We start from the raw sequence: 12,001 nt of genomic DNA, 5'->3' as shown, positions 1-12,001 counted from the left end.
CGCCTCGAAGTCGACCGATCCGACCACGACGTGGCCGAGCTTGCGTGGTCTGACCGGCCCTTCGCGCAGGATGCCGGGGGCTCGGCCGCCGGTCCGTTCGATCCGCCCGGGCCCGTTGTAGGACGGCGCCGGGATCGCCGGCTGCTCCAGGCGGGGTGCAACGGTCACGATCGCGCGGAAGCCGGCCACCGGCTCGATGGCGCTGATCGAGTCCTGCTCGACCTCGACGGGACAGCCCAGGGCTCGCAGAGAGGCGGCGATCCGGGCCAGGTCGTCGTGGTCGTCGGCACCGACGGTGAGGTCCACCAGGCGGCGTACCGGCGCGTGGACCAGCCGGAGCTGGTCGCCGCCGTCGGTGGTCGCGAAGGTCCAGGACGAGTCATCGGCGCGCCCCGCGAGCCCGAAGTCGTCGTAGTAGGCGGCCGTGGCCGCGACGGTCGGTACGCCGATCGTGACCGCGCAGAGTCGGTGGAGAGCCATGACGGTCCTCAGCCCTCGGCCACGAAGGTCTGGCGCAGCTCGCCGATGCCCTCGACGTAGGTGACGAGCTCGTCGCCGGGAGCCAGGTAGCGCTCGGGCGAGCGGCCGATGCCGACACCGGCGGGGGTGCCGGTGAAGATCACGTCTCCGGGGTGGAGCGTGAGCTGCGCGGAGAGCTTCTCGATCAGCGCCGGCACCGGGAAGATCAGATCCGCGGTGCGGCCCTTCTGCATCTCCTCGCCGTTGATGCTGCACCCGAGCTCGAGGTCGTCAGGGTTCGCGAACTCGTCCACGGTGACCAGCCACGGCCCCATCGGACCGAATCCGGGGAACGACTTGCCCATGCTGAACTGAGGGGCCGGACCGGCCTTCTGGGTGATGCGCTCGGAGATGTCCTGCCCGACCGTGAGGCCGGCGACGACACCCCAGGCGTCCTCGGCGCTGACCTTGCTCGCCTCGGCGCCGATGACGACGACCAGCTCGACCTCCCAGTCGGTGTGGCCCCCGCGGGGCAGGGTCACCGTGGTCCGGGGACCGGAGAGGCAGCTGGCGAACTTGGTGAAGATGGGAGGCAGCGTGTCCGGTACGGCGAACCCGGACTCCGCGGCGTGCTCGGAGTAGTTCAGCCCGATGGCGAACAGCTGACGCGGGGACGGCGCGGGGGCACCCAGGTCTGCCGGATCGAAGGACTCCCCGGTGGACGGGTCCACCGTGCGCGCCCAGTCGAGGAACTCCGTCCAGGTCGCGTAGACGTCTGCCAGGGCAGGGCCGAATCGCCCGTTGCTGGCGGTGTGGACGTCTACCGCGCGATGGTCGGCCGCGACGAGGACAGCACGGTCTGAGAGGTTGGCGATGCGCATGGCTGGCTCCGTGTCACTAGAGGGATGGAAGGGCTGATGCCGAGCAGGTGATCGAGATCGATCGAGGCGGGATCGTCGGTCCGCCAGGCGATGTGCTGGTCCGGGCGGACGAGGAGGAACTCCCCGGCCCACGGGTAGTCCGCAGGCAGCCGCGTCACGCGCAGCGGCGCTCCGCGGTCACGGCACCGGCTGCGGAACTCGTCGACGGACGAGCGGTCGTCCGGAACGAGCAGCGTGAGGCCTGGGCCGAGATGGTCGTAGAGCGACGAGCCGTCGGCGAGCCAGTGATGGGGCAGGCGGGCGCCCGGCGTCGTGCTCGGCCGGTACTCGGCGGAGTCGGGATCGCCCCCTGTCGTGGCGCCGCCGGGCACGGACTGCACGATCGGGGAGCCGGCGTAGGAGTAGCCGAGCACCAGCCCGAGGCTGAAGAACTCCGCGCTCTTCGCGGCGATGATCTGCTCGGCGTCCGCGTCCAGCCGCCCAGGGAGCTTGGCCATGTTGGTCTCGGCGAGAGCGACGGTCTGTTCGACGACGGGTCGCCTCTCGACCTCGTAGCTGTGGAGGATCTCGGGGCCGGCCCACCCCTGGAGGACCGCTGCGATCTTCCAGGCGATGTTGACGGCGTCGCCGATGGCGGTGTTGTAGCCGTGTCCGCCCCAGGGCGGGTTCAGGTGGGCGCTGTCGCCGACGAGGAAGGCACAGCCCGCGCCGAAGCTGTCCGCGATCAACATCCGTGCCGTCCACGAGTCCGTCGCGATCACCTCGAAGCCGAACGGACGCCCGACCAGGCCGTGCAGCAGGTCGGTGAGCTGTGCCGCTCCTCGCTCGGCATCGACCCCGGGAAGGATCGCCCACCAGGTGCCCGCGTGGTCGAGCCGGCCGATCACGCCGGAGTCCGGTGCACCGACGACCCAGTACTGGACCGCGGGCGGCAGGGCGGTGTCGAGATCGGCGGACCGGAGAAGCACGTTGAAGTTGCTCGTCGCGTCGCTGCGCCCGACGTACGACGCGCCGATGGCCTCCCGCACGGCGCTGGACGGGCCGTCGCAACCGAGCACGAACCTCGCCGTCACCGTGCGCCGGCGCCCGTCCGCCGTCACCACGACCGCGCGCGCCTGATCGGGTCCGATGTCGAGGTCGGCGACCCGGGCTCCCCACCACAGGTCGACGGTGTCGAGACCCACGAGATGCCCGCGCAGCACGTCCTCGAGGACCGGCTGGCCGACCTGCTGTCCGCGTTCGGCGGCGAGCTCCAGGCTCGACGCGCCGAGCCCGAACGCGCCGTCGAAGTCCACCACGGCGGAGCCGGTGAGCGTGTCACAGAACGTCACGCGCTGGGACCAGTCGACCGACAGCGGTGCGGCCGCCCTGAGCTCCTCGGCGACGCCCAGCCGGCGCAGGTGCTCCATCGTGCGGATGCTCGTCGTCTTGGCGCGCGGCCGGGCGTGCGAGACCTGCGTGCGGGGCTCGACGACGAGACACCGGATGCCCCGGTGGCCCAGCTCCGCGGCCGCGACCAGCCCGGCCGGGCCGCCGCCGACGATGAGGACCGGGACGTCGGTGTCGTGGTTCGAGTCTCCGGTGAAGGTGGTCATGGATCGGATCGTTCAGTGCGACCACGGGGCGAAGCAGCGCCTGTGCCGCTCACCGGCACGATTTGGTGGGTGTGCCGGTGAGCGGCACACCCGTAGATGCACCGTGGCACGCGTCACAATCATCTCGGGTCAAGCAGTGATGCCGGAGCGGCGACGTCGTCCGGCACCGAGACCCGAGGAGTCCAGATGAGCAACCAGTTGCAGGCCGGCCCAGGGCCGGCGAGTCATCCGGTATCGCGCGCCACCGTGCGGCGCGCGATGACGGCGGCCGGGGCCGGGCAGGCGGTCGAGTTCTTCGAGTTCACCGTCTACGGCGCGACGGTGCCCTACCTCGCGCACGTGTTCTTCCCCTCCGGGGACGCCACCGCCACCCTGCTCGCCACGTGGGCCGTCTTCGCCGTGGCGTTCTTCGTCCGACCGGTCGGCGCCTACTTCTTCGGGTCCCTGGGCGATCGGATCGGTCGCCGCCGAGTCCTCGCCAGCGTCATCTTCATCATGTCGGCCGCGACCTTCGCGATCGGACTCGTGCCGTCGTACGCGACGATCGGCATCGCCGCACCCGCGCTGCTGATCCTCCTGCGCTGCGTCCAAGGCTTCTCCGCCGGCGGCGAGGCGACCGGAGCGATCGCCTATCTCGCCGAGTACGCCGGCGACGGTCGGCGCGGCCTGGTGACGAGTGTGTGGCAGGTGGCGTCCTTCGTCGGGGTCTTCGGCGCCACCCTGTCCGTGACGGGGATCGTCGCCGTGGTCGGCGAGGACGCCTTCGCCGGCGGCGGCTGGCGGGTCCTCTTCATGGTCGCGGGACTCCTCGGCGCCCTGGGCTTCTACCTGCGGAACAAGCTGCCCGAGACTCCGGAGTTCGAGGCCGTCTCCGCCGAGGGCGACGTCGCACACGCCCCGCTGCGTGAGGCGATCGCCAGCCACGGGAGGCAGATGCTGGTCATGGCCGGTCTCGCCGTCGTCTTCAACTTCGGCTTCTACTTCGCCCTGGTCTACCTGCCCACGCTGATGACCGGCTCGCTCGGCATCAGCTCCTCGTCGATGACGGTCGCGACGATCGTCGCCGTGGCGATCTCGATCAGCCTGTGCCCGCTCGCCGGCCTTGCCGCGGACCGGTTCGGCCGGCGCCCGGTGCTCGTCATCGCCGCTGCGCTGAGCATGCTGTTCGCGATCCCCTGTCGTCTCCTCATCGAGACCAGCGCCGCCGGTGCGGTGATCGCCTTCACCGTCCTGGTCTGCATCGTCGCGATCTACAACTCGGTGTTCCCGACCGTCATGGCCGAGCTCTTCCCGACCAAGATCCGCTACAGCGCCACGTCGCTGGTCTACGGCACCTGCGTCGCGGTCTTCGGTGGCGGCGGTCCCTACCTCGCAGCCTGGTTGCGATCGGAGACCGGCAGCTCGACGACACCGTTCGTGATGATGACCGTCGCCGCGGCGATCTCGCTCACCGTCGCCGTGTTCGCGCTGCCCGAGACCGCTCCTCGCAACCGACGCCTCGGCTGACCTACCGTTCCCAACACTGATTCGAGAGGGGCCCTTCCATGACTGCCTTGCCACGACGTGCCGTCGTCACCGGCGGATCAGGAGGCATCGGCGGCGCCACCGTCGACCGCCTCGTGGCCATGGGCTTCGTCGTGGAGGTCTGGGACCACGAGATCCCCCGCGACGCCCGGCCGCGCCCCGAGGTGACCTATCGGGCGGTCGACGTGGCAAGTCACGACTCGGTCCGCGCGGCCGCTGGCGAGCACACCTCCCTCGATCTCCTGGTCAATGCGGCCGGCGTCGCGGGGGCTCGCGGACCGATCGTCGAGCAGACCTTCGAGGACTGGGACCGGGTCGTCGCCGTGGACCTCAGCGGACCCTTCTACTGCTCCATCGCGCTCTATCCGGCGCTCGTGGCAGCGGCCGGTGTCGTCGTGAACGTCACGTCGATCGCGGCCCGGGTGATGCAGGAGGGCCGTGCGCACTACGCGGTCGCCAAGAGCGGCCTCGAGACGCTCACCCGGTCGCTCGGCTACGAGTGGGCACCGGTCGGCGTTCGCGTCGTCGCGGTGAGCCCGGGCTACACCCGTACGCCCCTGGTCGATGCGGCGATCGCGGGCGGCCACCTCGACCAGGACTTCCTCGACAGCACCAGTCGACGTGGTCGGATGGCGACCCCGGAGGAGATCGCCCGGGTGATCACCGCCCTGGCCGGCGACGACTTCGGCTTCGTCACCGGCGAGGTGATCACCGCAGACGGCGGCGGCGCCCTCGGCTGGATCCGCGACTCCCGGACGGCCGGTGGGACATGACGTCTGCGGAGGAGAGCGGCCCGTCGGTCCTCGAGCGTTCGTTCAGGATCCTCGGAGCCTTCGACCCGAGCGCGAAGACCCTCACCCTCACCGCGCTCAGCCAGCGCGCGGGGGTGCCCAAGAGCAGCACGCTGCGTCTGGTCCGGCAGCTCGTCGAGCTCGGCGCTCTGGAGCGGACCGAGCGCGGCGACTACGCGATCGGGCTCAGGATGCTGGAGATGGCGGCGTTGGCGCCGCGGGGGCACGGCCTGCGGGCGACGGCTCTTCCCTACATGGAGGACCTGCACCGCGTCACCCGCCAGCACGTCCTGCTCGCGGTCCGGGAGGGCACCGACGCCGTCCTCGTCGAACGGCTCTCGGCACGCGACGCCGGCCGCGTCCTCCACCGCGTCGGCGGGCGCCTTCCGCTGACCACCACGGGCGTCGGCCGCGTGCTGCTGGCGCACGCACCCGCCGACGTGCTCGACTCGCTGATCGGCGCGCCGGCACCCTCGTGGCGCGCTCCCGACATCCAGACACCCGACGAGCTCCGCGTCGCGCTCGCCGAGATCCGTCACCAGGGCTTCGCCGAGGTCACCAGCGACCGGCCCGAGCCCGAGCCCGTCACGTCGATGGCCGCCGCGATCCGCCGAGGCCAGGAGGTGATCGCCGCCCTCTCGGTGGTCGCCCCCACCCACACCCTGCAACCGCGCGAGTGCCGGGCGGCCGTCATGACGGTCGCCAGGGCGATCTCACGCGAGCTCACCGCGGGACGCGAGTCGCTGCCGAGGTAGTCGGACGAAAGGGAGACCCATGCACGTCGAGTACGACGTCGTGGTCGCCGGCGGAGGCCCAGCGGGTCTCCTCGCGGCGATCGAGACCGCCGATGCGGGTCTGCGGACCGCCCTCATCGAAGCCCGCACCGAGCTCGGCGGCAGCGGCGCCCTCGCCGCCGGGCAGACCGTCCTGTGCGAGACCGAGCTGGAGCCCGCGAGCCGTGAGCTGCTGTTGGAGGACCTGCGCCGCGCCCACGACTTCGACCACGACGACAGGCTGGCGCGGCTCTACGTCGACGAGGCCGGCGACACCTACCGTCGTCTGACCGAGCTCGGGGTGCACTTCGCCCGCTCGGTGCAGCTCGCCCACATGAGCCGACCCTGGGCGCACGAGGTCCCGATCGGCGAGCCCGGTGGCGCGGCGATCGTCGCGCGACTGCACCGAGCGGCGCTGGAGCGTGGCGTCGTCATCGAGAAGTCGTGCCGACTCAGGCGCCTGCTGCGCGAGGCCGGCAGGGTCGCCGGGGTCGTGGTGACCCGAGGAGAGGCGGAGGCTCCCGAGGAGTCCATCGCCGCCCGTGCCGTCGTCCTGGCCACCGGCGGGTTCACCCGGAACCGGGAGCTCATCAGGACCTACGCGCCGCCGGCGGCAGCGACGATCAGGCCGATCACCGGTGAGGCCTCGAAGGGAGACGGGCTGCTCGCGGCGATGCACCTCGGCGCAGGTACGGCGTACCTGGCCGCGGGCGTGATGCCGACCGCACCGGTCGACCCCGTCACCGAGAAGGGGACGCTCATCTTCTACTGCGGAGGCATCGTCCTCAACGCCGACGGGCGACGGTTCATCTCGGAGTCCGAGGTCTACAGCAGGATCTCGGCCGCGGCCATGTCGCAACCCGGCGGCGTGATGGTCCACGTCTACGACGCTGAGTGCAAGAGGCGGTTCGCAAAGACCCTGTGGGCATCCGTGGACTCGTTGACCGGCTACCAGGAGATCGAGGCGCCCACGATCAACGAGCTGCTCGCCAAGGTCGCCGCCACCACCTCCTGGTCGGTCGAGGCGGCCGAGCAGACGGTGGCGACCTACAACCGCGCGATCCGCACCGGTGCCGCCGACGAGGTCGGGCGGACCAGGCTCACCGGTCGGACGGGCGAGCTGTTCACCCTGACCACGCCACCCTATTTCGCCGTGGTGACCGTGCCGGGCACGACTCACTTCAACGGCGGTCTCCTCGTCGATGCGCAGCTGCGGGTGCTCGACGTCTTCGGCAGTCCGCTGGTCGGTCTGTACGCGGCCGGCGAGATCGTCGGCGGCTTCCACGGAGCCGGCTACATGTCGGGCACCCAATGGGGCCAGGCGGTCGTGTTCGGGCGCTCCGCCGGCCGCTCGGTCGCAGGGGAGCTCACCCAGGGCGGCTCAGGGTCGACCCGAGCAGGCCGTGCATGAGCCGGATGGCCCGCTCGGTCGCCGGCTCGTCGCCGATGATGATCGGAGACCACTGCAGGGCGGTGCCCGCCTGGGCCATGATCTCGACCAGCTCGTCGGGCAGCGCGTCGGCCTCGTCACCGAGGCTGGCCCTGAGGGCACCCGCCATTCCGCGGCGCACGGAGTCCGCCACCGCCCCGTCGGGTGCCATGAGCACCTTCAGCGCGACGCCGGGCTCGCGCTGCGCGAACGAGCGCAGCGGCTCGAACGAGGCGGCGTAGTCCATGTAGCGCCGGGTGATGTCGAGATAGCGCTCCACCCCCTCCCCCTGGCCCTCACGACGGGCGAGCTCCCAGGTGTCGTCGGAGAACCTGGCCAACACGTCGCCGAGGAGGGACTCACGGTCCCCGACCCAGCGATACAGCGTCGAGCGACCCACCCCCAGGGCGAGGGCCAGCGTCTGCATGTCCACGCGCTCGTTGGCGACGAACAGACGTCGGGCGAAGTCCAGCGCGTGGTCCCGGGTCGGTCGCTCGAGCCGGGTGAGCACGGGCGCTGGTCGGGGGTCCACCCGCCCGATGCTACCCGGCCGTTGGCACAGATCCCGGTATCGCGCCACCTGGAACTATTCAAGTGAATGATCCGAATGGGACATCATTGCCAAATGTCCCATCTGTGCTCTACCGTTCGTACCACGCCGGACGGGGTTGTTCGACCGTCGCCGATCGAGAAGAGGACCACGTGAGACACCCATTCATCGCGCGTCGCGGACGACGCCTGGCCGCGGTGGTCGCCGCCGCCTCCACGGGCCTGGCCGGGCTGGTGCTCGCCGCCGCCCCCGCTCCCGCCGGAGCGCCGCAGGCGAAGGCCCAGGACCTGCGGCAAGAGGCCTACGACGCCGGCCGCGCGGCGTACGTCCTCGGCTATCCGCTGGTGACGATGCGCCGCACCCAGGCCATCCGGACCTGCCGCGCAGCCGTCAACACCATGGTCCACCGGGCAACCCTGGCCACTCCGGCGAACCGGGACGTGGTCACGCCCAACAACGACACCGTCTATTCGCAGGCCTGGCTGGACCTGCGCCCCGGCCCGCAGCGACTGTCGCTGCCGCCCGCCTCGGCAGAGCGCTACTTCAGCTTCCAGTTCCTCGACATGTACACCGAGGTGTTCGACGTCGCGCACGGTGCCGCCGAGGGTCGCAGCGACGTCTACGTCGTGGGCCCGGACTGGCACGGCGTCGCCCCGGAGGGCGTTCGAGTCGTGCGGTCTCCCACGCCCGACGTGTGGATGATCGGGCGGACGTTCGTCAACGGGCCGGACGACCTGGCGGCGGCGGGCGCGTTCCAGCAGCAGTACACGCTCACCGGCCCGGCCGGCACCCAGCCCCTTCCGCCGGGCACCGACTGCACCACCCTGCCCCGGCCGCAGACCGTCCACGAGGCGGGCGCCGGATTCTTCGACGAGCTCGAGGCCGCCCTCGCCGCCAACCCGCCGACGAAGGACGAGCGCAAGCAGCTCAAGGCCCTCTCCAAGCTGGGCGACGGCCACGGAGACCTGCCGGGCGCCGACTCCGACCCCGCCATCGTCGCGGGCCTGGAGGCCGCGGTCATCGACGGACAGGCCGAGATCGCCCAGCGCGCCGAGAACGCCGAGTTCAAGGCCGACGGCTGGCGTTGGGAGATGGGCATCGGCACCTGGGGCACCGACTACCTCCGGCGCGCCGCGATCACCCTGATCGGTCTCGGTGCCCTGCCCGCCGAGGAGGCGATCTACTACTGGGGCTTCACCGACGCGTCCGGCGCGGATCTCACCGGGGCGTCGACGTACCTGCTGCACCTGCCTGCCGGCTCGCTGCCCCCGGTGGAGGAGGGTGGCTTCTGGTCGATCACGATGTACGACGGCGTGAGCCGGTTCCTCGTCGACAACCCGATCGACCGGTACGCCATCAACAACGCCACCCCGGGCGTGGTCCGCAACGACGACGGCTCGCTGGACATCCACCTCCAGCACGACGCCCCCGCGGGCCACGAGTCGAACTGGCTGCCCGCCCCCGAGGGCAAGTTCTACGTGGTCCTGCGGCTCTACCTGCCGCAGCAGTCGGCGCTCGACGGCACCTGGACGCCCCCGGCGCTGATCGTGGGCAGCTGACCCGCGGACCCATCACGGCCGAACTCGTCGAGTAGCCCCGTCGCTCTCTCCTCGCGACGGGGCTACTCGGCGCCCAACGCCTGCTCGATGTCACCCGCGAGCTTGGCGGGCTCGGTGGTCGGGGCGTACCGCTCGACCACGGCACCGTCGCGGCCGACGAGGAACTTCGTGAAGTTCCACTTGATCGCACCGCCGATCAGCCCGCTCCGCTCCTTCTTCAGCCACTCGTAGAGCGGGTGGGCGTCCTTGCCGTTGACGTCGATCTTGGCGAACATCGGGAACGAGACGCCGTAGTTGCGCTCGCAGAAGGCCGCGATCTCGTCCTCGGCGCCGGGCTCCTGGTGCCCGAACTGGTCGCACGGGAAGCCTAGCACCGCGAACCCCCGCTCGCCGTAGGTCGCGTAGAGCTCCTGCAGGCCCTGGTACTGCGGGGTGAAGCCGCACTTCGAGGCGGTGTTGACGACGAGCACGACCGAGCCGTCGTACGACGACAGGTCGACCTCGCTCCCGTCGATCGCGGTGGCCTTGAAGTCGTGGAGAGAGGTCATGTCGCCAGTGTGGCAGGGCCGGACGGGTCGAGGCCGGGCCAGGCCACGCCCCAGGCTGCGTACGCGGTCTCGGCGAGGGGACGGCGGCGGCGCTCGCGGTGGTCGCGCTCGGCGTCGCGCTCGGAGACCTCGGCCGGGTCGCCGCGCAGGCCGACCGCGATGCCGGCGAGGAGCCGGGCGGTGTCGGGGATCCGCAGGTCGGCGGCGAGACCGTCGTGGTCGAAGCCGCCGAACTGGTGGGCGAACAGGCCCATCGCCTGCGCCTGAAGGGTGAGGTGGGCGGAGGCCTGGCCGACGTCGTGGGTGGGGATGAGGACGTCGCTCAGCTCGACCCCGTCCTGGCCGAGCTCCACGACCGACAAGAAGACCACCGAGGCCCGGGGCACCCAGCCGGAGTTGCCGCGGCTCAGACGCGGCACGAGCAGTCGGTGCGCGGCGCTGCCGCGGGGAGCGACGATGTAGCGCCACGGCTGACGGTTGCCCGAGCTGGGCGCCCACTGGGCGGCCTCGAGGAGCCGGGTGGTCTCGGCGTCCGACAGCTCGTGCCGGGCGTCGAAGACGCTCGGGCTCCAGCGGGAGCGCAGGGGCTCGGCGATGTCGACCGGGTTCATGGGTCGAGTATCGCGGTCAGCCGCCCGCGACCGGCTCGCCGTCGATCCAGACCCGCGCGACGTCGCCAGGCGTGCCGAGGGCGAAGAGCCGGCCCAGCGCGTCCTCCGCGTCGCGCGCGTGGCGCAGACCGACGTCGAGGGGCGAGCCCGGGGCGGGCCGCAGCCACTGGGCGTCGAACCGCTTGCCGACGGACAGGTCGCCGACCTGCTCGGCGAGGCCCAGGGCGTCCGCGCCCGCGGCCGTCGCGAGGTGCAGCAGGTGCGTGGAGGTGAGCGGGTGACCTCGCTCGCCGAGCAGCTGCTGGGCGAAGTAGGCCTGCAGGCCCTCCTTGAGCAGCGAGAACCCGGTCCCGGCGCCGACGTCGGAGCCCAGCGCGACGCGCACCCCGTGGGCGAGGTGGCGAGCGAGGGGGAACAGGCCGCTGCCGAGAGCCGCGTTGCTGGTCGGGCAGTGCGCCACCGAGCCGCCGCGCTCGGCGAGCAAGGCCAGCTCGGCGTCGGTCGGGTGGACGTTGTGGGCGAGCACGGTGGCCGGTCCGAGCAGGCCGTGCCGGTCGTAGGTGTCGACGTAGTGCCCGCCTCCGCTCAGCTGCGCGACCGTCTCGATCTCGCGCGGGTTCTCGTTGACGTGGGAGGTGACCCGGGCGCCCTCGACCTCGGACGCGACGGCACCGCAGGCGGCCATCAGCTCGTCGCTGCACGAGAGGGTGAAGCGGGGCGTGACGGCGTACCGGCTGCGGCCGACGCCGTGCCAGCGGCGGGCGAGCTCGAGCGACTCCTTGTGGCAGCGCTCGGGGTCGGTGAGCAGCTCGTCGCGCAGCAGCCGGTCGCTGACGACCAGTCCGCTCGTGACCCGCAGGCCGACCCGCTCCGCCTCGGCGAACAGGGTGTCGACGGCCGCGGGGAAGTGACTGCCGAAGACCAGGGCGGTGGTCGTGCCCGACGAGACGAGGCCGCGGACGAAGTCGGCGGCGACGCCGGCGGCGTAGTCGCGATCGGCGAGGCGGGCCTCCTCGGGCAGCGCGCAGTGCTCGAGCCAGTCGAGCAGGGGCATGCCGAGGCCGCCGATGATCCGGACCTGCGGGAAGTGCACGTGGGTGTCCACGAAGCCCGGCAGGACGAGGCCGTCGGTGAGGTCGACGACCTCGTCGCCGGGCGCCAGGGCGCGCAGCTCGTCGTACGAGCCTCGGTGGGTGATGGTGCCGTCGACGACCCGGAGGGCGGCGTACGACGCGACGCGCAGCGCGCCGCCCGCGAACGGGTCGGCGGGGGTGTCCAGGA

Annotated in this window: 12 protein-coding genes; 5 read left to right on the top strand and 7 right to left on the bottom strand. The window is 71.7% G+C overall.

Features of this window, described 5'->3' with window-relative positions:
- The 3 genes from FHP29_RS22790 to FHP29_RS14880 all read right to left on the bottom strand — a co-directional run.
- The coding region (locus FHP29_RS22790; protein ID WP_476703666.1) for a VOC family protein at positions 1-480 on the bottom strand (480 nt) is incomplete at its 3' end.
- An 8-nt stretch (positions 481-488) separates the two neighbouring features.
- Positions 489-1,340 (bottom strand): fumarylacetoacetate hydrolase family protein, encoded by an 852-nt coding sequence (locus FHP29_RS14885; protein ID WP_139623635.1) that lies wholly within the window; start codon positions 1,338-1,340, stop codon positions 489-491.
- Positions 1,280-2,935 carry an FAD-dependent monooxygenase gene (locus FHP29_RS14880; protein ID WP_139623634.1) on the bottom strand — a complete coding sequence of 552 codons (1,656 nt, stop codon included), beginning with the start codon at positions 2,933-2,935 and terminating at the stop codon, positions 1,280-1,282. The genes FHP29_RS14885 and FHP29_RS14880 overlap by 61 nt, the downstream gene beginning before the upstream one ends.
- Positions 2,936-3,121: 186 nt before the next feature.
- Between FHP29_RS14880 and FHP29_RS14875 the strand changes: the two genes are divergently transcribed.
- From FHP29_RS14875 to FHP29_RS14860, 4 genes are read left to right on the top strand one after another with little or no spacing between them, the layout of a single operon-like run.
- Positions 3,122-4,441, top strand: coding sequence for an MFS transporter (locus tag FHP29_RS14875; protein WP_158296584.1), 1,320 nt, complete (start codon positions 3,122-3,124; stop codon positions 4,439-4,441).
- Positions 4,442-4,479: 38 nt separating this feature from the next.
- On the top strand, positions 4,480-5,232 hold the full coding sequence (locus tag FHP29_RS14870; protein WP_139623632.1) for an SDR family NAD(P)-dependent oxidoreductase: 753 nt from the start codon (positions 4,480-4,482) through the stop codon (positions 5,230-5,232).
- A complete protein-coding gene (locus FHP29_RS14865) occupies positions 5,229-6,005 on the top strand; it encodes an IclR family transcriptional regulator (protein ID WP_139623631.1) in 777 nt (258 codons plus the stop codon). The genes FHP29_RS14870 and FHP29_RS14865 overlap by 4 nt, the downstream gene beginning before the upstream one ends.
- Positions 6,006-6,024: 19 nt before the next feature.
- Entirely contained in the window at positions 6,025-7,434 is a 1,410-nt protein-coding gene (locus FHP29_RS14860) for an FAD-dependent oxidoreductase (protein ID WP_139623630.1), read from the top strand.
- Here the strand turns inward: FHP29_RS14860 and FHP29_RS14855 are convergent.
- Positions 7,391-7,984, bottom strand: a complete 594-nt coding sequence (locus FHP29_RS14855; protein ID WP_139623629.1) for a QsdR family transcriptional regulator — start codon at positions 7,982-7,984, stop codon at positions 7,391-7,393. The genes FHP29_RS14860 and FHP29_RS14855 overlap by 44 nt on opposite strands.
- Positions 7,985-8,154: 170 nt before the next feature.
- Between FHP29_RS14855 and FHP29_RS14850 the strand changes: the two genes are divergently transcribed.
- Positions 8,155-9,561 carry a DUF1254 domain-containing protein gene (locus FHP29_RS14850; RefSeq protein WP_139623628.1) on the top strand — a complete coding sequence of 469 codons (1,407 nt, stop codon included), beginning with the start codon at positions 8,155-8,157 and terminating at the stop codon, positions 9,559-9,561.
- 62 nt (positions 9,562-9,623) lie between these two features.
- On the opposite strand, the gene FHP29_RS14845 is transcribed toward FHP29_RS14850, so the two are convergent.
- From FHP29_RS14845 to FHP29_RS14835, 3 genes are all read right to left on the bottom strand, one after another.
- Positions 9,624-10,109, bottom strand: coding sequence for a glutathione peroxidase (locus FHP29_RS14845; protein ID WP_139623627.1), 486 nt, complete (start codon positions 10,107-10,109; stop codon positions 9,624-9,626).
- The gene (locus tag FHP29_RS14840) at positions 10,106-10,720 is read right to left on the bottom strand and encodes a nitroreductase family protein (RefSeq protein WP_139623626.1); all 615 of its coding nucleotides are present in this window, start codon (positions 10,718-10,720) and stop codon (positions 10,106-10,108) included. The genes FHP29_RS14845 and FHP29_RS14840 overlap by 4 nt, the downstream gene beginning before the upstream one ends.
- Before the next feature lie 16 nt (positions 10,721-10,736).
- A partial coding sequence (locus FHP29_RS14835) for a guanine deaminase (RefSeq protein ID WP_205014140.1) occupies positions 10,737-12,001 on the bottom strand: 1,265 nt, incomplete at its 5' end.

This window comes from Nocardioides albidus, assembly GCF_006335005.1.
GTDB lineage: Bacteria > Actinomycetota > Actinomycetes > Propionibacteriales > Nocardioidaceae > Nocardioides > Nocardioides albidus.
This window is presented reverse-complemented; position numbering and strand designations above follow the sequence as displayed.